At 34.2% G+C, this 23424-nt stretch carries 17 protein-coding genes and 1 pseudogene; 15 read left to right on the top strand and 3 right to left on the bottom strand.

The genetic code is table 11. The annotated features are described in order from the left end of the window. Positions 1-53: 53 nt before the first annotated feature. The 11 genes from L2586_RS19055 to L2586_RS19005 all read left to right on the top strand — a co-directional run bounded on the left by L2586_RS19055 (position 54) and on the right by L2586_RS19005 (position 16018). Positions 54-2549 carry a S8 family serine peptidase gene (locus tag L2586_RS19055; RefSeq protein WP_235294540.1) on the top strand — a complete coding sequence of 832 codons (2496 nt, stop codon included), beginning with the start codon at positions 54-56 and terminating at the stop codon, positions 2547-2549. Further along, complete coding sequence (locus L2586_RS19050; RefSeq protein ID WP_235294539.1) at positions 2549-3469, top strand: hypothetical protein; 921 nt, start codon at positions 2549-2551, stop codon at positions 3467-3469. Before L2586_RS19055 ends, L2586_RS19050 begins: the two co-directional genes overlap by 1 nt. A 30-nt stretch (positions 3470-3499) precedes the next feature. Beyond that, a complete protein-coding gene (locus L2586_RS19045) occupies positions 3500-4921 on the top strand; it encodes a TRAFAC clade GTPase domain-containing protein (protein ID WP_235294538.1) in 1422 nt (473 codons plus the stop codon). Continuing rightward, on the top strand, positions 4915-6717 hold the full coding sequence (locus L2586_RS19040) for a hypothetical protein (RefSeq protein ID WP_235294537.1): 1803 nt from the start codon (positions 4915-4917) through the stop codon (positions 6715-6717). The genes L2586_RS19045 and L2586_RS19040 overlap by 7 nt, the downstream gene beginning before the upstream one ends. 21 nt (positions 6718-6738) lie before the next feature. Continuing rightward, entirely contained in the window at positions 6739-7602 is an 864-nt protein-coding gene (locus L2586_RS19035) for a hypothetical protein (protein ID WP_235294536.1), read from the top strand. Next, positions 7599-8513: a hypothetical protein gene (locus L2586_RS19030; RefSeq protein ID WP_235294535.1), complete on the top strand. Its 915-nt coding sequence runs from the start codon at positions 7599-7601 to the stop codon at positions 8511-8513. The genes L2586_RS19035 and L2586_RS19030 overlap by 4 nt, the downstream gene beginning before the upstream one ends. Position 8514: 1 nt before the next feature. Continuing rightward, a complete protein-coding gene (locus L2586_RS19025) occupies positions 8515-10410 on the top strand; it encodes a hypothetical protein (protein WP_235294534.1) in 1896 nt (631 codons plus the stop codon). After that, positions 10397-11710 (top strand): hypothetical protein, encoded by a 1314-nt coding sequence (locus L2586_RS19020; RefSeq protein ID WP_235294533.1) that lies wholly within the window; start codon positions 10397-10399, stop codon positions 11708-11710. The genes L2586_RS19025 and L2586_RS19020 overlap by 14 nt, the downstream gene beginning before the upstream one ends. Next, positions 11710-12873, top strand: a complete 1164-nt coding sequence (locus L2586_RS19015) for a hypothetical protein (protein ID WP_235294532.1) — start codon at positions 11710-11712, stop codon at positions 12871-12873. The genes L2586_RS19020 and L2586_RS19015 overlap by 1 nt, the downstream gene beginning before the upstream one ends. Further along, entirely contained in the window at positions 12870-14924 is a 2055-nt protein-coding gene (locus L2586_RS19010) for a T9SS type A sorting domain-containing protein (protein ID WP_235294531.1), read from the top strand. Before L2586_RS19015 ends, L2586_RS19010 begins: the two co-directional genes overlap by 4 nt. Positions 14925-14998: 74 nt before the next feature. Next, a complete protein-coding gene (locus tag L2586_RS19005; protein WP_235294530.1) occupies positions 14999-16018 on the top strand; it encodes a DNA topoisomerase IB in 1020 nt (339 codons plus the stop codon). Positions 16019-16809: 791 nt separating this feature from the next. Here L2586_RS19005 and L2586_RS19000 read toward each other — a convergent pair. The 3 genes from L2586_RS19000 to L2586_RS18990 form a co-directional block, all read right to left on the bottom strand. Then, on the bottom strand, positions 16810-17241 hold the full coding sequence (locus tag L2586_RS19000) for a hypothetical protein (protein ID WP_235294529.1): 432 nt from the start codon (positions 17239-17241) through the stop codon (positions 16810-16812). A gap of 65 nt (positions 17242-17306) precedes the next feature. Continuing rightward, positions 17307-17951 (bottom strand): energy-coupling factor transporter transmembrane protein EcfT, encoded by a 645-nt coding sequence (locus tag L2586_RS18995; protein WP_235294528.1) that lies wholly within the window; start codon positions 17949-17951, stop codon positions 17307-17309. Between the two features lie 268 nt (positions 17952-18219). Beyond that, the gene (locus L2586_RS18990) at positions 18220-19155 is read right to left on the bottom strand and encodes a hypothetical protein (protein ID WP_235294527.1); all 936 of its coding nucleotides are present in this window, start codon (positions 19153-19155) and stop codon (positions 18220-18222) included. Between the two features lie 532 nt (positions 19156-19687). Between L2586_RS18990 and L2586_RS18985 the strand changes: the two are divergent. The 4 genes and pseudogenes from L2586_RS18985 to L2586_RS18970 form a co-directional block, all read left to right on the top strand. Further along, positions 19688-20179 (top strand): annotated as a pseudogene (locus tag L2586_RS18985) (DNA topoisomerase IB); the annotation flags it as partial. A gap of 211 nt (positions 20180-20390) precedes the next feature. Beyond that, positions 20391-21443 (top strand): sterol desaturase family protein, encoded by a 1053-nt coding sequence (locus L2586_RS18980; RefSeq protein ID WP_235294526.1) that lies wholly within the window; start codon positions 20391-20393, stop codon positions 21441-21443. Further along, positions 21424-22659, top strand: a complete 1236-nt coding sequence (locus L2586_RS18975; RefSeq protein WP_235294525.1) for a sulfite oxidase — start codon at positions 21424-21426, stop codon at positions 22657-22659. The genes L2586_RS18980 and L2586_RS18975 overlap by 20 nt, the downstream gene beginning before the upstream one ends. Then, positions 22659-23039 carry a hypothetical protein gene (locus tag L2586_RS18970; protein ID WP_235294524.1) on the top strand — a complete coding sequence of 127 codons (381 nt, stop codon included), beginning with the start codon at positions 22659-22661 and terminating at the stop codon, positions 23037-23039. Before L2586_RS18975 ends, L2586_RS18970 begins: the two co-directional genes overlap by 1 nt. The last annotated feature ends 385 nt before the right edge of the window (positions 23040-23424 follow it).

Here is a 23424-nt window from a genome sequence, read left to right as displayed (position 1 = left end):
GATAAAAACTCATATAAATTTGAAATACGTTTTTTAAACAATTCACTTCTTGAATGGCAGACTTAAGGAAAATAAAAATAAAAGAATACAACCCTCTACTTTGGGGAAAGAAACAGCTCTACATAGAGCAAGCAAAAGTACTAACTTATCTTTCAAAGAAATTCGGCCCAGACGCTGCTTCATTCTTAGCACAACCTAATGATCTAGGGAAGTCAATAAAATATTCTGCAAATAACTTAGGTCTGGATCCAACTCCTATCACTGAATTGTCTAAGGAAGATAGAGTCAAATACCAAGATATATTCAAAAAGAAACAAGCTGAACTTTTATCATACATCGATGATCTCCAAACCAAAGATGCAGAATGGAAAGAATTACTTAGCAAATCAATTGTTTTTCCCAGTGAAGACCATATTTATTGCGGCAATGACAATGTTGCCGTTACCGCGTGGGGCTTTGAGTCAAAAGAAGGATTCACTTTTGGAGGATTCTCGATGATAAGAAAGCCTCAAGTCGACACTCCTCCGGACATAGATGTTACTCCAGAAGAACCTCCTAGAAATGAAGAGAAAAATGTTGAGGAAACTCCTATTTTATCAGTTACGGGAACTGAAACGACTCCTGATGAAAATGAGAATCCCGAAGAGACTGATCCACCACTATCCGATCCACCACCTCCTCCTTGGTGGAAAAGACTTCAAATATGGTTTGGAAACTGGAAGTCTTGCTTAGGCACTCTATTGCTACTTATATTATTGATTCTACTTTTATCCTGGTTATTCAATCAATGTGATGGACCATCTTATCTTCCCGCTGACCCAGCAGTTATTCAGCCAGTAGACCCAGTTGATGTTGTTCCAGATAAGGATAGTACCGTCTTCATTGTAGGAGATAGACTAAATGTAGTTTTGAAAGGTGAAAATAAGCATATCAAAAAATGGGCACAGAGTTTCAAAGCTTTGTACCCAGATGATTTGTATTCCATTATCTATTATGACGACAAAACGGCCAGGATTCAACTCAAAATCCCAACTGCCGAAAGAGATCAAATCAAAAAGGATCTACCAACTAAGATGCCTACCTTTGATATGTTAATCTGGACTGAACAGGTTTTTAAGAAAAACAAACAGCCATCAGATCCAGATTTTATGGTTAATGCAAAATCATGGTATTTTAAAGTAATCAAGGCTCAAGCTGCATGGGATTATACTTATGGAAGTGAGGATATTGTAATTGCTATTATAGATGATGGGTTTGATATCACTCATCCAGAACTTAAATCAAGGATTGTTAAACCATATAACGTTTGTGAAAGATCTACAAACGTCTTTACTAACAGAACATCAACTCACGGTACTCATGTTGCTGGTACAGCATTGGGTGAAAAAGATAATGGTTCAGGAATTTGCGGGATTGCTCCCAGCAGCAAACTAATGCCGATTCAGGTGTCTGATAGGAATGATGTTATGACCAACACTGCCATTATAGACGCAATATTATATGCAATTAATGAAGGTGCTGATGTCATTAATATGTCACTTGGTTTATTTATTCATCCAACTGCTGAGGAACTTCCACTATTCATTCAAAAGGACATCATTCGAAATCATTATAAGGAACAGGAGGCATTCTGGAACGAGATCTTTTCTATAGCTGAAGAAGCAAATGTTCAGATAGTCTTGGCCGCTGGTAATTCTAACGTCCTGGTAGGACTAGATCCATTATTAAGAGACCCAAGAGGAATAAAAGTAAATGCAATAGATAAAAATATACAGAAGGCTAATTTTAGCAACTTTGGAAGCTACTCAACCGTATCTGCTCCAGGTGTGGATGTGTATTCTTCCACGCCTAATGGTCAGTTTGAATACATGCAAGGAACTAGTATGGCATCACCTATTGTGGCCGGTGCTGTAGGATTAATAAAAAGTATTAATAAGTCTCTTTCAACAGAGGAGATTATTAAAATTTTACAAAACACAGGTAAGCCAATTCCTGGACCATCAGAAATTGGGAACCTTATTCAGCTAGATTTAGCTTTAAAAGCAGCCAAAACAGGAATTATTCCGGCTTCTCCAGAAGATGAGTGCACTGCTGTAACTGAAGAAATACAAAATCTACTTGATCAGATTGAAGAACTAAAACGGCAATGTCCTGATTTCTCCATGGATCAAGATACCATGGTGATTCCAGATACATTCGATGATCTTGACTTTACGGAAGGAAGGTGGAAAAGCACTAGCCCACTTGTAAATTATGAAGATAAAAATGTAACCCTATACTTTGACTTTTATTCAGATGGTACAGGTACAATTACACCAGTCGAACCTGATGGTACGACTTGTAGCGCGAGCTTAAGCATCGGCCCATTGAACAATACGATTGATATTGACCAACTAGGTCCTGCTATATGCACAAATGGTGTCTCTTATAATCCATACAAATTCTCGTGTAAGCAGGGTGCAAAAGGATATGCAATTTGTTTTGCACAAAATAAAATTCACAGTGTAAATAAATTTGAATTCACATTAATTAAAGTAAAAAACCAATAATGAACAATGGAATAAAATTATGGGACATAGTCCATTATCTAGGAGTAATTCTTCTCTTTATTGCCATCACGATTGGCCTTTTATTTATAACCAAAGGTAATTTGGCCATGAGCATTGGTGGAGGAGTATTAATTTCTGCTGTCTTCGTAGGATTAGTCGAATGGCTCAAAAGTCTCAAGACAGCCAATGAATTTCAAGATAAAAAGCGATTGAAAGAGTACATTGTGCTTCTAGGTGCTTATGGAGTTGCCTTTTTATTGACATTTCCTATTGTACTTCATTTCCTAAATGTGAATATCGGTGCAAGAAATGAAATCAAGAATGCACTTATTGATGGGGGCACGTACTTAAAAAATATGGTCTCCGCTTATGAAGTACATGTTGAAGATCTTGGCGAGCAATTTGACACCGAAATCAAAGTAGCATTACAGAGGAGTCCATCTGATAAAAAGGCATTTATTAAAAAATACAAACTAAATGGAATCAAAGAAAGTTCTATCGACGTATTTGTGAATAGCATGAAAACAAAATTGTTATCTGAATTAGCTTCTGTAAGATCAGTATACGATGATCAAACCTTAGCTCTAAAGAAAGCTGCAGATTCTTTCAATCCACTTGCTGTCCCATCTCTTTATCACGATATGCAGATTAAAAGTGCTCAACTACGAGATGAATTGACACGACTTTCAAAGTCCACCATCAGAGGCAATGAAAGTCCGTTCGTTTACATGGAGAAAGACAATAACTTAGGAGATATTTCAGATCCGAGGGCGCTTTTCCCTTTAACCGATTGGCTTTATACAATTCTTGCTATAGGACTTTTGCACTTCATGTTGCTTTCGTCTTATATATTTGAAAATAGAGCAGCAAATACCTTAGTCGATAGTCAAGGAGGTAGAGAAACTGGTTTTCGAATGTAAACACCAACATTTAATGATAAAAGAATAGCTATGCCAACTGATAAAGAAAAAATACTGAAAAATATAAGTAGATTATCTGCTGAACAATGTATCAAATACATCGAGGAAGGGACAGTCAGCTTTGAAGAAATGCAAAAGACAGGTAACCTACAATCTGGAAAGCAAAAAGAAATTAAAGCCTACCTTCACAAAACAATAGCAGAACAACATCTGTGGAATGAAGCAAAATCAATTGCTACTGAATCAGCATTTAGGAATTATTTGGATAAATACCCTGAAGGCAAATATTCAGAAGAAGCTAGGAGTAGAATCAAAAATGCAGCAGAAAATCAAGCGTGGGCTGAATCAAAAGCGAAGAATACTCGAGGTGCCTATGAAGTTTTTATTATTCACTTCCCACATAGTTTGCATATTCCTGAGGCGAAGGAAAAAATTGAAGCACTCAAAAATGCAGGAAAACAAGAGCGTGAGGAATGGATGAGAAAACTAAAAGAAAATCCTGAAGATTTTACAGAAAAATACATCAAGGATCTTATTGACCAAGACCATTTTTCAAAACAAGACTTAGTAGATTACGGCTTGCTGCCAGCTGCAAAACTTGATTTATTCTTTAATCCCCCGCCAATGCCTGACAGTTATGATTGGAGTGATTTGGCTCCGCTTCCCAAGGGTAAGACGGATGTCTATTTATTTGGTGTTGCAACTTCAGGGAAATCCAGTATGCTTGCAGGACTTTTTTACAGAGCTGATGAATTAGGAATATTATCAGACGATATAGCTAACGATAGAGGTACTCACTATAAAGATTTGTTAATTGAAAGTGTAGAAAAAGGCCATGTTTTTCCACGGACCCAGGTGGATACTGTAAACTATATTTCATGTGCATTGATAGACCTAGAAAATAATAGGGAGCACCCATTGTCAATTATCGAAATGAGTGGTGAATTTTTTACAAATGCATATAATGAAAAACACTTAGAATCATTAAACAATGTTGAAGGCATACCATACCTGCAGAATTCCAATAGGAAGGTAATTTATTTGGTTATTGACTATCATGAGTATGTTAATTCAAAGAGAGAACAACAAAAAGCCAAGCTGAATTTTGTTCTAAATCTTTTAGACAAAGATGGGACTCTTGCAAAAACGGATTCTATACACATTATTGTTACTAAAACTGATCTCATTGCATCTGATTCGAAAGAAGAACACATCAGAGATTTTTTGAATTCAAATTTCTTAAGTCTGATTAATCAGATCAAAAGGTTCAACAAAAAATATGGAATTAACAAAAATCAAGATCATGAAGTTATTGTGCATCCTTACAGTCTAGGTAAGTTCTATTTGGGTAAAGTATATGATTTTGATCCTACATGTTCAGATAATGTCATACTTTCTATACTTAACTCTACTGCATCGACTCAACATAAGAAAAGCTGGAAGCCATGGTAAATGATATTGAATTCATATTTTGGGGCACAAAGAGAGGAGTCAAAGTATTTTTTAATTCTGATGGAATCAATCCAAACAATAAGGAGATTCAAGATACCTTAAAAGATGTTAGTACTTATTATCGATCAACAGATGTTGGAGGAGAAAATTACTATGCTATCGAGTATACGCAACAACAAGTTGTTTACACCTTGTACTACACCCTCTATGACTGGGGTAACAGACCTGGATTCATGGCTGTAACTATTTATGTGCCCACGAATGTTCAGCTAGTTTCACCTGTAAGTTCATTACAGAAGCTGTTTACGACTTACAGAGAGAAATATATTGGAGCTAATTATAAAATCACAGAAGAACGAGAACGAAAATCATATTTTGACGAAATTGTTTCTTCATTTAGGACTCAACCAGCAAATTACGATCTCTCCCCCTCTCCGCAAAATAGAAAGTACGGAGCTGAGTATTTTAAATCAGATGAAGAGCTAGAACACTTCTTTACTGATCCGATTCGAAAAGAATATTTCGACTATCAAGAAGTTTTATTTCTACCTGAAAGCTTACGAAAAGACTACCAAAGTCTTACTCCTTTGAATGGAAATTCGAAAAGAGAATATAATTTAGAGATTACCTTGAAAGGACATAAGGAGGAATACTTGTCGCCCGAAGGCTTAAAGGTCTCTATAAATAAAAACTCCTACGATGAATGGAATGTAGCTAATAAGCTATCTATTTTTCCTCTTAGTTATCAGGATCAAATTGAGATTTTATTTCAAAAAGAACGATACGAAAAGTTAACTAAGAATTATAAAATAGGAGATTTAGCAGATTCGAAAGAACACTGTGCTGACGAAAAGACCATCAAGCTCACAGAAAAGATCGAGCCAATCAAAAAAACTTACATGATTACTCTCTTAAGTATTGATGGAAGAAACAATATAAAGAAATTTAAGTATACTAGAAACAACCAAAAACTAAAATCAACAAATCCGCTTAAACTTGAGAATGTCCAACCATTAGATAAAGAACAAATCACTTTCTCGGTAAAAGGATATAAAGAAAAATCAGAAATTCTAGCTGACAAAACTAACATCGAAGTTAAGTTACAACCACTTGTAACACATAAGAAACGTGACGCTCGCACTAACGAGTCTTCAACCTCTAAGTTTGAAAATATCAAACCTTACATAGTTCCTGTACTGATCGTCCTTATCTTATTGGTTATCAGTCTTTTGATGATTAGATGGCTTTCTACTTATCCATCTAATGACAACAAGGAGGACTCGTCTGCAAAAGATCACACAAGCATAGCTAATGATTCAGCGATGAATTTGCCTTTAGCTGATTCATTACAGAATAATTTAACTAAAGATAATACTGATAAAAAGGACGATTCAAATGTAGAAATTGACTCTGCTAAAAATTCTGAAGCAAAGGTGTTGAAAAAGAAAACAAAGCCCCTTACTGATCAGCCATCAGCACTAAAGTACCAACTAGAACTTGAAAAAATCATAGATTTTTCCGAGACAATTAAGTGGTCATCTGCATCTTCGAATATTAATAATCTAATATCATTGAAAGATAAAAAGTTAGACTTCACAAAAATGAATTCTAAACACTATTCATCTAATGATTATGACGGTTTATTGAAGAGATTAACGGTAATGGAGAACATAGATAAGATAATTAAGGGTAGTGCAACGGGAGGTGAAAAAAACAAAAAATTTAATGAAATCTTCCAAGCAAACAAATTATCGAAACGGCAAAATAGCGAAATACAAGCTTATCTAAAAAAATAAAGAGTTACAATCTTACATAAAATGAAACGATTACTAATTTTTCTTGGAGTGATTTCTATTGCGTGCGGTTTACTCTTTATCCCTTCCCTTCTTGACTCAACGTCTAAAGCTGATCAATCATCGGGGGCTAATGATTCTGAGATAGTTAAGCAGATAAAAGCAGATATTACTCAACTATCTACTCAACAATGGAATAAAACAACTTATGACAATATTGCGACTGCAATACAAGCAGCATACTCCATGAATAATATTAATGCGGGCAATAAAAAAAGTCTACAAGAACTACTTGACTACGAATATATTGCTACCCTAGTACAAGCTACTAAGAATTTCATACGATATGCTTGCAATGACCGCTCTCTGATGGTCAAGCTCAATGGAGAACTTAAACGATACAGGAATCAAAATATAGATGCGCGTCAGCGGGAATTAGTGACTGATGTCAAAAAGTGGATGACTGATATATACATGGTTGCTGGATACACCACATCAAGATCTTCGCGTAGGCAGGGACTAGATGGTGAAATACTTAGATATACTGAAGGAGACTTTTTTGATATTACAAAGACCATAATGTACCGTGATTCGCTGGATAGCTATGCAAGTAATCCTTCGATTGAAAATTGTGAGATGGTTCAAGAAGCAGTTTCAAAAAATAGAAAAAGACTCGACACACAGTACTATAATACAATTTATGGCAAAGTACGAGACTACATAGACACTAAGGAATTCGATCGAAAAATCACTGCTTCTTTGCAAGAAGAAGTTAAAGACTATAGCGAAAACGACTTACTTAGAAACAGTGTCGCTACTAAGTCTAAAGAGCAGAACTTATTAAAAATGCTAGATGATCACTTTATTGCTAATAGAAATAATAAATGAAATATATCTCAATCATACTACTTTCTATGATGAGTCTATCATGCTGGAGTCAAATTGACACCAGTACCATAATACCCTATTTAGAACAAAGAGTATCTGCACTAGAAGCCTCTACTGCAATTCTAAATGATCAGCTTCTAAAGCAACATAAGTCAAAAGATAGTTTGATACATGAGCTTGCGCTACTAAGAACCCAACTTTCATCCGAAGAAAAAAGCAATAAAGAACTATCTCAGAAAATTAAGGAATTAAATAGCATGATTGCTGAACAACAGATATCTATAACGCAGCTATCGCAAGCAGAAGCAAATGTGAAAGCCTTAGAACAGACGGTATCAGAGCAAAAGGACAAGCTAGCAAAATACCCTCTTATAAAGAGAAAGCTGCTTGAAGGTCTTCAGTCTGATCTAACTACCTACATCTCACGTGGCAACTTCGACATCAATACAAACGAGTTCGAAAAAATAGGAGAAGATATTTCTGACTGGTTGTCTTCAGAAGGAACAACACCTTTCATCGTTGAACTTTCTGAAAACTACGAAGACTGGAAAAGAAAATCCAAAGTGATATCAGATGCAAGGGAAGTAATAAATTCAGATTATGTGTCCGAGCAAGTAATGAAAGTCCTTACTTCACTTGACTCGTTAACGAAAGATGAAAATGCGAATGTAAAATCAGCATCAACAGAACTTTCATTATTGATCAAGAATTACCCAAGTGTATATTGTAGGGTCAGACAGGGACTTGAAGACCTAAAGTATCTAAGTACTGCAGAATACAGGCTTAAAGATATAGAAACAATAAAAAACTGGGCAATTGACTACCCGTTTCTCCTTACAATATTAGAAGAAAAGAAAGAAGATATTATGTCCAACGAACATCCATTGAAAAAACTAAATAACTGCAAATAAGATGAAAGGTAATCTAATTCAGGAAAAAGGTATCACAAGAGTGAAATTTGAATATGGGGGTTCTAGTTACCATTTTGATATTCATCCATCCATTAATAATCAGTTAGTAGGTCTTAAACGAACTAACAAAGCCTTTACAATAGGTATCAAGTCTTCTTATTTTGAAGAAGAACTATCTCTAAATATAACGATACCCCCGAACCTCACTTTTCTTAGCGAAAAAGATTTCGAAGAGCAGAATGATGACAGCTATTTCGTTATGAATGATAACTTCGAGTTTTATCATGTCGATGGAAACCTATATGAACAGGAAGTACCCCTTGGTACAAAAGTCCATACGAAAGAAAAAAAGGCAATAATTCCACCTACGGGCATTCCTACTTCCACTATTGTTTCTACAACAACTACGAGTATTCCATGGAGGAAGATTCTTGCTGGAGTCGGTGTGATAATAATCTTAGCCTTGGCTACACTTTTATACAAACAGTGCTCATTCACCGTTCAAGATGACGAGCATCTGCTGAAGTTTATAGCTGAATATCATAATGACACTGACTTAGGGAACAAACAAGCATTACTATCAAAGATGCAATTTCCCATTGCAAGCTACTATAAACTTGGTGAATTAACAGAAGTAGAATATACCAGCATTATTGATAAATATTACAGTTATTCTATAGATTCAAGCAAAACAATGCTTGACATTGCTAAAATTAAAAGCAATTCCGAAGTCATATCTCATGGCGATAGTAATCCTCCTGTCATGAGTGACTATGTAAAGGTGGTTAATGCTGAGTATCCGATTAACTATGTTTTCTTCAAAGACGGCAAAAGGTCAGAATTCGATATTACTTTGGGAGTTACATTATTGGAAGATAAAGATGGGAAGTTAAAAATATATGAAATTAAGGAACTGGGTAGAAAAAAACTAGAACCCCCTTTACCTTTAGATACTTTACCAGTCCCGACTGAGGAACCTCCTGTGGATAAACCCATACCAACTAAGCCCCTTGAAAAAGAAACTACAGACGTTGCTGATGGAAACCCACAGCTTTTTGATTGTAGTGTCCTCAGCCTAAATATCGGTGATAGTTGTGATGATGGAAACCCGGACACCCAGGGTGATATTGTACTAGATGATTGTTCTTGCCGTGGAGTTCCTTCATCCACATTATTTGTCTGGTATAGTGATATCGACAACGACGGTAAAGGTGATCCGGCTTCTAAAGAAACTACATCTAATAAAAACTCTCCTCAAGGAGGCACTTGGGTCAATAACGCAGATGACCAATGCCCCACAAGAAAAAGTACTTCACCAACAGGATGTCCAACGCTTGATATTTTTATTAATAAATCTCCAATGATCAACACCACATATACCGTAACTGGAGATCTAGAAGGAACTGTTATTGGAGACCGATTTTCATGGTCATCTAGTGATCTTCAATTAAGTTCACCGTCTTCAATGTCAACAGAAATATTTTCAAAATATGTGGGAAAATATAGACTAACAGTGGTAGCTAAAAATTCAAAAGATGGCTTTGAAACAAGCGCCTCTAAACTAATAAGTTTTAAGACTTCGAATGAATACCTTAGCGATGTTTTTCAATCTCTAGCAGAGTATGGAAATACTGGTAAAACAGGACGAACCGAGGAAATATTAAAAAAGAAAGAAGCTAGTTTAGATTTTTTAGAAAATTCCATCCTCAACAATTCGATTAATCTAAATAAAAAAGTAAACGGTGAAAAATTTAATGTTAGCTATAAAAAACTTGAAGATCAACTCTTAAGTGTCAAAAGAACAAGGCAGACAGTGGTTTCAAGTATTAACATTACCAATATTAGCTATGATTCTGCTACTGGTAAAATTAAAACTTTCGAATATGAGATTAATTGATCCTATAACAATAAGGGCAATAATTATCATTTTCTTAGTATTTGCTTTTTCATTTGATTGCAATGGCCAGACAAATGATAATGCAACAAGGTTAGATAGCTCCGCTCTCGATAGTACACAAATTGTAGCTTTTCAAGAAGAAGCATTTCATTTTTACAACTTGTTTTTTGAGTCTGTCTTAAATATGCTCGATCAAGATATATCAATGGATGATCGATATAGATCTAGATCAGTATTAGTAGGATTATTTCACAATATTAGTCCACAATATATAAGCGACATCATTGACTCCTATCTACCTGAAAATTATAACCCTTCTCAATATAGCCAGGCAATATTAGAAATAGATACTGAATCTCCTATTTACTATAAAAAATTTAAATTTGGAGATGACTTTAGTGAAGTAAAAACTATTTCCAAAAAATTAGATTCGGATGAAAGCATTATAAAAGTCTATACATTTTATAAATATCTACTTGAAGGTCTAATTACTTCAGGACACATAGATGCATCCTTAGTAAACAAACCTTCTTTTAACGCCTATGAAAATGATCTATTAAAAAGTGTAGAATTTAGAATCGACCAAAATAAAAATAACACTTATGAACTGTCTTTAGAATATATTAAGATTGAAGACAAAAGAAACTTAAACTTAGCTGGAGTAGCAAAAAATATCAAGAAAAGTAAATATGATTGGTCAGATAAAGCTACAGAGGATTTTGTAAAAGCTGCAGTCGATTCTGCAACAGCGAAAGGAATAAAATTACTACCTACTATTCCACCATTTGAAAAAATAGAAATCGATCAAGCTTACATTGATAAAATTTCAGTCAAAGACAGTACAAAATATCAAGCTCCGCTAGCTCAAGATTACTTGATTCCAGGAATAGGGCATATGAAATATGGGAGATATAAAACTTCAAGAGTTTCAAGAACAATTTTCTACTCTGGTTTATTTGTTACTTCTGCTGGATATTCTATATATAGCAAATATAAATCTAACAAATATTATAACCAACATGCTTCCGCTGAAACCTTTAGAATTGCTGATTCTGATCTTTATAATGCTAACAAACATAATAAGCGTTTCTTAATTAGTGGAGGAATCGCACTAGGAACTTTCATTACGAATGCAGCGCATATACAACTAAATCATTTTATACAATTAAAAAGGTTTAAAAATGCAGGATATAAGCATTTAAAAAGCAATAATGCAGAAGTAAAAGAAGAAACCATTTCAATAGGATTTGAAATATCCGCGGATCCCGATCAATTTATTTCATTCCAAGCCAATTTTTAATGAAGCGAATTATAGTAATCCTAAGTTTTGTTCTAATAGCCATTGCTAGTTGTATAAAAACTAACCTTGAAGATATTTCTAACAAAAGTATCCCCAACTATTCAGAAACACTAAATAGCACAGAGCTATCAGCTACTACACAATCAAACATAATTGCCCTGGACGACAATAACTTTATTACTGCCATCCAAGACCAAAACAACAATATTCAAATTATAAAAATAACTCAGGAATTCTTAAATGATAACTGGTTGTTAACGTCACAAACTTTGCTTGAAGTTGGTCAAGGCAATCTGGCTTTCTTTAATACTTTAGAAAATGAATATCTCATAGGATATACATCAAGTAGAGGATATATTCTTCAAGTTATTGATGAAAATATTAATCTTAGTTATATGATAAATGACATCGAATCATTTATTGATACAGCATATAATAATATTGATTCTATCCACTTCATGAACTTTTCTTATGCAACTGAAAAGCAAGAAGTGCTATTAGGAGGTAAATTATTTTCTCAAGGAACATCCTATTCTTGCTTACTGTCTATGGATAAAACTGCAAACCTTCTTTGGGTTAAAACTTACTTCGAAAATAGTACCATTTCAAATGTATTAAGTATAGAAAACGATAACTTCCTTTTATTAAATACCAATGAAGAAGGTACCGAACTCATCAGAGACGATGTCACTAGTAATTCTTATGCAAAATTTGATTTAACAAATGATACCTTATTTTTTGGCTCCCAAGTTTTTTCTTCAGGAAACTCAGTTTTTCTTACTGGAGTACATAATGACATCGGAAGAACAATAGAGGTCAACCTCCAATCAAATACTGCATTTGTAAATGAAATTGATTTATATCCAGTAAAAGATTTAAAAGCGGTTTTCCTATCTCGAAACAATTTTGTGACGGCTGGTATCCAAGTTGAGGGGGAAATTCAATCACAATTCTCATCTGAACTAGGTTCCGTTGGCTCATTATGGTGCCATAGATATATAGATGAATACTATGAGAAAGTTCTGGATATTATCGAAATGCCAGGCAAAGGTGTTCTTGTCTCTGCAATTGTGGAAAGAGATGGTAAGTATTATTTGCATCTTACAAGAATCGATGAAGAGGGGGCAACTTTTATAAACGAATATTCAGAAAACTGTATATGAAACTATTAACCTTTTTATTGGCGCTCATTGGTATTAGTTTGAGCACTATAAGTTCAGCTCAGGATACCACTTTCAATAGGATTGATACCATAATATGTAGCAATTATACGGAAACATTTTATTTCAACAACATACATGATTCTTTACTATATAATTCTGAATGGTTTCTTTTCAATGAAGATATTCCCATTTCTGCCGATGATAGCATTTTAATTAATGGCATCGACTCACTTTTGTTAGTCAACATGCCTATTAGTGAAAACGGAAATCTTTTGATTGACACGATATACTTTTCTTTAAGGTTCAAACCAGAAATTAAATTTGCTATACCGCCTTTGAGTTGCTTTCATGAGGGAGAAACGATTATTAAAGACCTTTCAACGATTTATGGAAATTACACGAATGTTACTTATAGGCAAGGCGACTCGCCCTTGACAAGCATTGATTCTCTGATAAAAGTATTTGTAGATAATGGGGACAGTCTAAATATACTTGCAAGTTATGAGGTCATTGGATGTAATTTTAAACAAGATACAACTATTACATTACGAACAATTTTCAGCCCTATTTCTAGTTTTAATCCTTCTCTGGTTTGCTTTGGTGACAGTACAATTATTATTAATAATTCTGAATTTGATCCTAGCAATTCCTCCTTTTTTTTAGAAATTGAAGGTTTAACCACGTTTAACGAGGCAAAGGATAGTTACGCAATCTATCTTCCAGAAAATGGAGATCAAAGAAATGTTTTTATTGAAATTTCACAAGGTTTATGTGCCACAATTGATACTATTCAGGTAAAGAACAAACTTAAACCAGACGCTAACTTTGTCACTTCAGATAGGACTTGTGAAAATGAATTTTTATCCATTGAAAATAATTCTAAAAACACTTCGGACAATGTGAATTTTCGCTTTCTTATAAATAGTAAATTTTATACTTTCGATAAGTCAAGCAATTTCTTTTTATCCGACACTTTAGCTAATAATTATTATACAGCATTAGGTATTGCAGATAATATGAATGGCTGTTCGGACAGTTTAGAATGGCAATTAGAAATAGATAGTGTTACTTACGTTTCTTTTTCTAATCTTGAAAAAGAATATTGCGAGGACCAAGATGTTTCAGAACTTATCGCCAATTATAGCGGAGGTCATTATCAAGGAATGTTTATTGCTGACAATGGAGATGGAACGGCTTTATTTACACCTACTAATAAAGCATCCAGTGTTCCGATTTCTTATACTCTTATGAATGTATTAGGTTGCTCTGATACCGAAACTCAGATTGTAGATTTTGTTCACTCAAAACCAAAACTTCACCTAGAAAATTTTGTCGCAGAATATTGTGAAAAAGATCCACCTACGGATCTAATGCTCAGTGACACTTCCCAAACCCAAACAATAGAAGAAAATTCAACATTTGAGATTGCAAAAGATGGTTTATTCTTTCATGAGGAAAATACGCTGAACTACACATTCAATCCTGAAATGCCTGGTATTTACAAAATTCTTAATACATATACTAATATTAATGGGTGCTACAGTTCAATAACAAATGTTAGCACAGTTTACCCTCTACCCAAAGTAACATTAGATTCATTTATCGTTTTAACACCAGGAACAAGTATAGAAATAGGAAATTTGGATGGATCAGAAGCAGGAGTGAAATATACTTGGTCAGATGGGTCTGATTTACATAAACTTGAAATTGATCGCCCAGGTATCTATTACTTAACAGGTGAAAATACAGATACGGGATGCTTAGCTAGTGATACTTCGAAAATCGAAATTGATGGAATGATTGAAACTGAATTAATAGGTATTCAGATAAGTCCTAATCCTACAATGGATCTTGTTAATATTAAACTTCCATTGAGTGTAAAAAACATAATGGTTTTAGATGTATATGGACACATGATTTCACTAAATGGATCTAATACTTTCAGTACAGATTCCACTGGAAACCTTACGCTAGATCTTTCTAACAATAATATTGGCTATTACTATATAATTATTCCTAGTATCGGTAATTTTCTATTAGTTAAGTTCTAAGAGGTTTTTATATATAATACTTTAATAAAATCTATTTTATTTCTGCATCGATCAATATTATTAATTTCGATGTTATGGAGTTAACAAACTCTCCGCTCATGAACATTGACATCAAAAAAGTCGACGATGACAGCCTCTGCATTAGCAAAAAGAAATATAGAAAAAGCTATCGTTATTTCGATGAGGAAGAAAAGCAAATCACTGATAAAAAACTGCTACGAAGGTTTAAGAAACTGATCATTCCTCCGATGTGGTCTGATGTTTCTATTTGCAAATGGCCAGATGGACACATTCAGGCAACTGGTAGAGATGCAAAGGGAAGAAAACAATACATCTACCATTCTAAGTACGAGCAATACCGTCAAGAAGAAAAATTCAAGAAGATGCTGTCTTTTGGGAAAGAATTACCAAAGATCAGAAAAGCAAATGCTAAACATATCCAATCCAAAGAATGGAGCAGAGAAAAAATAACTGCATTGGTGGTTATGATTCTCGATGAAACTGGTGTCCGAATTGGGAACAAACAATATGCAGATCGGAACGGCACCTATGGACTGACTACCTTACGCAGAAAACACATTAATATTGAAAAGAGATCGGTTTCATTCGACTATAAAGGAAAAAGCAAGCAAGAGCGTCATGTCGAAATTGACGATCCATTTTTAATCAAACTTATTAAAAAATCTAGTGAATTACCTGGTTATGAATTGTTTAGATACCAGGATAAAAATGACAAATGGCAATCTGTAGATAGTGACGAGATCAATCAATGGATAAGAGAACATATGGGAGAGGATTTTTCCAGCAAAGATTTTAGAACTTGGGTAGCTTCTCGACTAGCCATCGAACTATACCCAGATGCAATGCGTGTAAAAAAGGAAGCTCCGAGGAAAAAATTTACCAATATCCTACTTAGACTTGTTGCTGACGAATTAGGAAATACTCCAACTGTCTGCAGATCCTACTACATTCATCCAAGCATTCTTGATTTAATTTCATCCAAATCGATTACCTGGACGAATTCCAACAATAATGATGATCCTATGAAATTATCCTCATCAGAAAAGTATTTATTAAAGTGCTTAAAATCCTAAATATCCGGCTGTAAATTTCCCTTTTTCAGAAACTCTTTAATTTTCGGCGACTTCCGATTTCATATCAATTTGAGACTCAACCTTTGCATTCAATAATTTTGTTAATCGCAAAATTTCAGATTGCTGGGCGTCAATTATTTCGTGTTGTTCCTGCGAAACCTTAACGATCACAGCTTTTAAATTTCCGTGAAACAGCCCCAATAAAGCCATATAGTAATTGAAATATTATTTGTAAACATGCAAATGAAAATCACTAAGAAAGGCACGAAAAAGTTCAGCAAAGTAGTAAAGCTGAATATTATTAATAAAGCTAAGTCAATGAGAGTAAAACGACTTTGGCCAAGTATGGTGTTTTATCAGACACATATTTTTACTGGAAGAAATGGTATACTGTAAATGGTGAAGATAGACATAGCTATCAAAAGCTGAAAGTGAACTTTCGATGGTTTTCACCCTGCAAGTCACCTCAGGAGTATTTATCTTTGGTGTTTTACAATGAGAATCCCGACCGTCTATATTGCTCACGGGCATTTACTAGTTAATCTCTTTTCTTATATTATTTCTTAAGCCAATATTAAGATATCTGCAAATTCATGATGTTTTCCGCGCTTTAAAATTCAGAATGAATTGATAAATATTAAGTGTGATTAGCAATAGTGATAATATCGGCCAAATCATACAAAATATCAAAGCATTAATTTCATAGTAAGATAGCTGTACAAGATTTGCTAAATTAATTACAAAATCAGTGCAATACGCATAAATATTCCCAGCAATGTATTCGATGTATTTCATGAACTTAGTGTTTTAAATTTCGCCCTTAGTTTCAAATAATTCACAAGTAAAAAGAACATTGCCAGAGGCCATAATACTACTAAGAAAACAATATTCATTGCAGCATAATATCTTGGGTTTGATACTTTTTTACCTTTTACTTTTTTTGAATTAAAGTTTATAATTCCCCAATAAAAATCATTTATCTGATCATAGAAAGGGAAACCTTCTTTTATAATTCTTGTATGTTTTGGGATGCAATGGTTAGTTGTTGAATTATGACAAGCCCATGTACAAATTTCGCTATCATAATTTCCAGAATTCATGGCAATGATTCTTTGATATTTAAATGGTTTATCTTTAATGAAAAGCCTAGATGTTTCATTTATTATAACCATCAATATAAATGGTGCTAAAAGAATGCATAAGTATTTGAAATTTTGTACCATTCTAGCTAATTTAACTTCTCTGATCTATATGATGAAATAAATATTGAAATCATTGTCAGGTTTTGTCAGAAGTAACTAATGTTAAATAGGCAATATTTATTGTCAGAAGCGAATATGATACTAGCATAATTTCCATCGTTATTTGATTGGTATCCACTGTTTTTAAATGTAATTCTCTTAGAACATTCAAGTTTATTTAAGCCAATTTGATGCTCAAAATTCTTGAGGTTCAATTTTTTGAATGATTTATTTGCCTTAATTCGAGAAGTCAATAATGCATAGTCGGCATTACTTAATTCAAATATGCAAGTAGCATCCAGATCTCCTGTAAAAGATTCATAATATTGCTCTTGTTTACAAGGTGCATCAAGTTGAATGGGTTGATCCGAAGCAATATGATAGTTTAGTTTTTTATTATAAAATTCAACTGTAGCATTTGATGGAGTAGTTGTACCTATAAACATTGCAACAGCAAAAAAAATCAGCCAAGTGAGTACCAGTAGAAATGAGTAGCAAATAAAATATAAAACCCCCTTCAACCATTTTTTTGAAATGAGTGCCTCTATGAATGAAATCACCATTAAGCCTATTGATACCGCTAATAAAATAAAACCCACTGACTCATTTTCGAAAAGCATGAATATTATCCCACCTAGAAGAAGTAAAGTTATTATTGGGATAATTATTATTGGTCTTCTTATGTATTTCATCTGTGTTTTTTTGTATTCATGAAAGCAATGTAATAAGCTCAAACGCCTTCATATAAAAGTAAAAAATTAAGTCTAAACAGTGAACTATAGAAAGACTTTAACTTTCAATATGCCGCATGCAGAATGATCTGGATTGTTTTGCAGCTATCTGGGGCATATATTGCCATGAGTAACCAATTAGTTATGCAGATGAGTGTGAGTCGGTTTTACCAGAATATGCTCTCCAAATTTTACAATCTAGCTCAGGTAATCATCATTATCATCATCATCAATTATTTGCGATAGAATTTCTTTTGTAATTTATAAATGCTGGAGATTCATTATAAAATCGTTTTCCAAATAGCCTACTAAATAATTTATCAATATTAATTCCAAGAGAAAGCTTGTTATTCAGGCTTGAAAATGAAAGCCCATAGTCATTATTTCTAAAGGCATATTGAAGCGCAGCACCTGCATCTAAACAAGTCGCTGTTAAAATATTGTTACTTTTTCCTATTAAAGTTATCTCTTTAATACTTAAAAGGCCACCATTACCAGAAATCAGGAAACACAAATTTCCATTTGAATGTTGACCAACCAAACTGCGGTAAGTTTTAGATTTCCAATAGGTTTCGTTTTTTGATTCATTTAGAATGTAATCCCACACCACACCATTCTTCATTACAGATGGGTGGCTTTGACAACTATAATCAACTGACTTACTTTGGTCAAAGATACTTGTTGGGCCTGCTTTGGCTCTGCCGTTTATTACTTTAAAATGACCGGAAGATTTTGAAGGTATTCCATATTCTTCACCCTTTACTGTTATCAATCCGTTTGGGTCAAAATTTAAGTCGTAGAAAGAGCTGTTTATTGAGAACATGGCTTCGTCCCTTACGTTAGATTTAGCTGTGCTACCATTCTTATAATAGGCTACACTAAAGTTGTTTTTATTTTCTTTAAACTCTATATAATACAACTTTGGTCTTGATATTTTATTGACAATACGTTTAGTGATACTGGAATTTCGTCTTCTTAAATTTATTTCTCTTATTAATACATCTGATGAATTCAATAAAACTTTCTGATTTTCAATTTTGTAATTATATGCCTGTCCATTATTATCAAATACAAAATGAATATTACTTTTTAAGTTGAATAGGTAAAAAAGAGCAAGAATGCCTGATAAACTTATTAAAAAAAATATTTTTTTCTTCTTTTTCATATCTTATTACTAAACGGTGAATTAATTCATGTTATAGCAACCTGAAGGCTGTTTTGCTCTATGCACATGAATAAAAAAAACTTAAATTTATAACTTTCAAATCTTTTTTTTTCTTCAAAAGGGTTTCAATAGTTGGTAAGTAATTCTTATTAGGAATAAACCATTCTAAATTTTCATAGTATTCTTTTAATTCAATATTTCTATAAACAAATCCTCTTCTGACAAATAATAAATTTCTTTGCACCATTTATTCAAAATTCATTTTTAGGTTGTTCTTGAGGTCGATTTGTTTGAAAATCAAATGGTATTTTCTGACGTTTCACTCAATCGTTAGACAGTACTAGTCTGTTTCTATATTGATAAATCGATCCACGTTTTCCAAAATTTCAAACATTATTAAAGGATATTCACAATTATGGTAAACTCTACATTATACGAAGCTACATTTAGCTGGGGTTAATAAAAAATTGCTGGACGATAATCATCTATACTTAAATGAAATCTATGATCAGTAGAGGTAAAAAAATCGGTCACCTTTAACTACAAAGGAAAGAGTAATCAAGAACGACATGTAGAGATTGATGACCCTTTTTTAATCAAACTCATCAAGAAATCCAGCGAGTTACCTGGTTATGAATTGTTCAGATATCAAGACGCAGATGGGAAATGGCAGACTATTGATAGTGAAGATATCAACGCATGGATTAGAGAACATATGGGAGACGATTTTTCCAGTAAAGACTTTCGAACTTGGGCAGCTTCTCGGCTCGCGATTGAATTGTATCCTGACGCGGTAAGGATTAAAAAGGAGGCGCCCAGGAAGAAGTTTACAAATATTCTGCTTAGGCTGGTTGCTGATGAATTAGGAAATACACCGACAGTCTGCAAGTCATACTACATCCACCCTAATATTCTAGAGTTGATTTCTAACCAGTCGATTACTTGGAAAAAACCTAAGCATGATAATGATCCGGATAAATTAAGCAGTTCAGAAAAGTATTTGCTGAAATGCTTAAGGGCTTAGGGCTGGGGCTGGTAATTATTAAGATTGCATTATAAATATATCGCTTTGAAAAGCGATCTCCATTGATAGCCGGGCATATCATTTATCATTTTAGCACATCATTTGAAAAGCAATGCAATTATATGATGATTCCTTCATATAAAGTTTTATTTTTACTAAACATTTAGTCTACTTTTTGTTTATCAATGTAGACAATATGAAATGATGAGTCATGGATAAATACTTTAATATTTTTATCGAAGGTTATCGCGGATACGCCTCTTACCTCTTTAACGAAATCACTAATCCGAATTGGAAAAATTACTTTTACTGGCTAATCGCCGTATCTCTTTTCTTTTTCATCTTAGAGGTTATTATTCCATGGCGTAAAAATCAAGCTATTTTCAGGAAGGACTTCTGGTTAGATGCATTCTACATGTTTTTCAATTTCTTCCTTTTTTCTTTGATCATCTATAATGCAGCTTCGGATGTTTTCGTGAATTTATTTAATGATGGTATAAAATCATTAACTGGTTTTAATCTACAGGCGAATAATCCATTGAATTCCTTCCCGCTTTGGTCTATTTTAATCATTGGCTTTTTCGTAAGAGACTTCGTTCAATGGTGGATTCATCGGCTATTGCACAAATCGAATTGGCTATGGAATTTCCACCAAGTTCACCATTCCGTAGAAGAAATGGGTTTCGCAGCTCACTTAAGATATCACTGGATGGAAAATGTGGTCTATAGAACTTTAGAGTATATTCCACTCGCCCTCTTAGGAATTGGGCTTTATGACTTTTTTATTATTCACATTTTTACATTAGCTTGGGGTCATTATAATCATTCTAATATCTCAGTGAAAGGTCAAGTTACAGGCGGAATTGTAGGATTGTTAATCGGGATCGTTGTTTCGCAAGGGTTATTAGATGTCAATATTTTAGTTCAAGATGGATTGCTTGGTTCAGTAATGGTTATTGCAGGTTCTACAGCAATCGGGGCGATACTTTTAGGGCCTGTTATGAAGTACATTTTTAATAGTCCTGAAATGCATATTTGGCATCATAGCTATGATTTACCAGAAGACAAGAGATATGGTGTGAATTTTGGAATAACTTTATCTTTATGGGATTACATTTTCGGAACTGCTCATATTCCATTCAAGGGAAGAGATATTAAATTGGGCTTTCCAGGAATAGAAAAGTTCCCACACCACTTTATCAATCAAAACTTAATTGGATTAAAACCAAAAAAGAAGAAACACGATGAAATTAAAAACGAATAGACGAGATTTTTTAAAATCATCCATGATGGTGTCTTTAGCATCAGCAGTAGGATTACCAATTATATATGCCTCTAATTTTCCAGATAGATTAACTCCAGTAGGCCTCATAGATGGTTCCATTCCTGCAGACATTATCGGCAAAAGTCCGTTTCTTACTGTTCTTAATGATCGACCTGTTAACGCTGAAACGCCTGCACATTTGCTCAATGACGCACTTACGCCTAACGAATTGTTTTTTGTTAGAAATAACGGGATTCCGCCAGAAAACATTGACATAGAAGAATGGACAATTACCATTGCAGGTGAGTCTGCTGAAGCAAGCAAAACTTACACTTTAAAAGAATTACAGACAAAATTTGAACATCATACCTACAACCTAACACTTGAATGTGGTGGGAATGGCAGAAGTGAATTTAACCCACCTGCTAAAGGAAATCAATGGTCGACTGGTGCTGTCGGATGTGCGGCATGGACTGGTGTGCGTCTTGCCGATGTATTAAAAGATGTAGGCGTTAAGTCTAATGCGGTCTACATCGGTTACTATGGGAATGACAAACACCTTTCTGGAGATGCGAATAAAATTCCAATTTCGAGAGGTGTACCAATCGATAAAGCAATGGAATCAGAAAGTCTAATTGCATGGCAAATGAATGGAGAAGCACTTCCGTTAATGAATGGTTTTCCGGTTAGGCTAGTTTTCGGCGGTGTTCCAGCATCTTGTTCTGGAAAGTGGCTAACTAAAATCGTTGTTCGCGATCAAGTCCACGATGGCCCAAAAATGGGCGGACAGTCGTATAGAGTTCCTTGCAAACCAGTTGCTCCTGGAGCAAAAGTGGAAGATAAAGACATGTGCATTATTGAAAAAATGCCTGTAAAATCGCTAATCACTTATCCGAAATCTGGAGCTACCATCCAGTTAAGCGATCAACTTCCTATCAGCGGAAAAGCCTGGACCTCTGCTGACCGTATTCAAAAAGTAGAATATTCGATCGATTTCGGTGAAAATTGGCAATCATGTACACTCGAAGATGGATCTAATAAGTTTGCATGGCAGACATTCAATGCATCTATCAAATTCCCAGAAAAAGGATACTACGAAGTATGGGCACGAGCTGAAGATGCAGATGGTGAAAGGCAGCCCATTATCCTACCGGGATGGAATCCAAAGGGTTACTTAAACAACGCCTGTCACAGAATCGCCATAAAAGTAGTATAATGAAAAACTTATTTATCTTTTTTTTATTGTCAATGTTTTTTATTCAATGTAATAATGAGCCTGCACCAACTGACGACTGGAATAAGGTAGTCGATGGTATACATGTGAGGACTGGCCTTAAAGATGATCCGAATATCCAGACAGTTATAGGAGCTTGCACGACTTGTCATTCAGCACAGTTAATCACTCAAAATCGAGCGACGAGATCTGGGTGGGAAGGCATGATTCGATGGATGCAAGAAACACAAAACCTGACCGATTTAGGACAGGCTGAACCCGTAATTCTTGACTATTTAGCAAAGTACTATCCTCCAGAAGAAACTGGCCGCCGTAAAAACTTGGAACTTTATGATTCGGACTGGTATGAATTAAAATTATAGGGGCAGATATTAACTCTTCTTTTTAGGTCCTGACGTTTTCAATTATTACACCCATGCATTTCGATGTCATCACATGAGCTATATTTTTAGTTTATAAAGATTCGTTCTGTCTTTAAGTCAACCATTAACTCTTCCACAGTTCACGAAATACTACACCTGCAATTCCATGTCATCAGCGGACAAAGGTATTACTTAAAAACCTATATCTCAGGGAGTCATCAGTTTATTTTTTCAACAAAGTGTCAATATTACACGAAGTAATTCTTATATTTAGCATAAATTCAACAAAATAGCATGCTAGCTCTAGTTTTTCAGTAGTGTAGCATCATGTTTTGGAAAGCTCAAAAGACCCAAAGAATCATTTTTGCTTTTAAATAACTGTTAA

It is taken from the genome of Portibacter lacus (assembly GCF_021533215.1).
GTDB lineage: Bacteria > Bacteroidota > Bacteroidia > Chitinophagales > Saprospiraceae > Portibacter > Portibacter lacus.
This window is presented reverse-complemented; position numbering and strand designations above follow the sequence as displayed.

Coding starts and splice junctions, on each gene's coding strand:
- L2586_RS19055 (WP_235294540.1), top strand. CDS start 54: ATGGCAGACTTAAGGAAAATAAAAATAAAAGAATACAACCCTCTACTT.
- L2586_RS19050 (WP_235294539.1), top strand. CDS start 2,549: ATGAACAATGGAATAAAATTATGGGACATAGTCCATTATCTAGGAGTA.
- L2586_RS19045 (WP_235294538.1), top strand. CDS start 3,500: ATGCCAACTGATAAAGAAAAAATACTGAAAAATATAAGTAGATTATCT.
- L2586_RS19040 (WP_235294537.1), top strand. CDS start 4,915: ATGGTAAATGATATTGAATTCATATTTTGGGGCACAAAGAGAGGAGTC.
- L2586_RS19035 (WP_235294536.1), top strand. CDS start 6,739: ATGAAACGATTACTAATTTTTCTTGGAGTGATTTCTATTGCGTGCGGT.
- L2586_RS19030 (WP_235294535.1), top strand. CDS start 7,599: ATGAAATATATCTCAATCATACTACTTTCTATGATGAGTCTATCATGC.
- L2586_RS19025 (WP_235294534.1), top strand. CDS start 8,515: ATGAAAGGTAATCTAATTCAGGAAAAAGGTATCACAAGAGTGAAATTT.
- L2586_RS19020 (WP_235294533.1), top strand. CDS start 10,397: ATGAGATTAATTGATCCTATAACAATAAGGGCAATAATTATCATTTTC.
- L2586_RS19015 (WP_235294532.1), top strand. CDS start 11,710: ATGAAGCGAATTATAGTAATCCTAAGTTTTGTTCTAATAGCCATTGCT.
- L2586_RS19010 (WP_235294531.1), top strand. CDS start 12,870: ATGAAACTATTAACCTTTTTATTGGCGCTCATTGGTATTAGTTTGAGC.
- L2586_RS19005 (WP_235294530.1), top strand. CDS start 14,999: ATGGAGTTAACAAACTCTCCGCTCATGAACATTGACATCAAAAAAGTC.
- L2586_RS19000 (WP_235294529.1), bottom strand. CDS start 17,241: ATGGTACAAAATTTCAAATACTTATGCATTCTTTTAGCACCATTTATA.
- L2586_RS18995 (WP_235294528.1), bottom strand. CDS start 17,951: ATGAAATACATAAGAAGACCAATAATAATTATCCCAATAATAACTTTA.
- L2586_RS18990 (WP_235294527.1), bottom strand. CDS start 19,155: ATGAAAAAGAAGAAAAAAATATTTTTTTTAATAAGTTTATCAGGCATT.
- L2586_RS18980 (WP_235294526.1), top strand. CDS start 20,391: ATGGATAAATACTTTAATATTTTTATCGAAGGTTATCGCGGATACGCC.
- L2586_RS18975 (WP_235294525.1), top strand. CDS start 21,424: ATGAAATTAAAAACGAATAGACGAGATTTTTTAAAATCATCCATGATG.
- L2586_RS18970 (WP_235294524.1), top strand. CDS start 22,659: ATGAAAAACTTATTTATCTTTTTTTTATTGTCAATGTTTTTTATTCAA.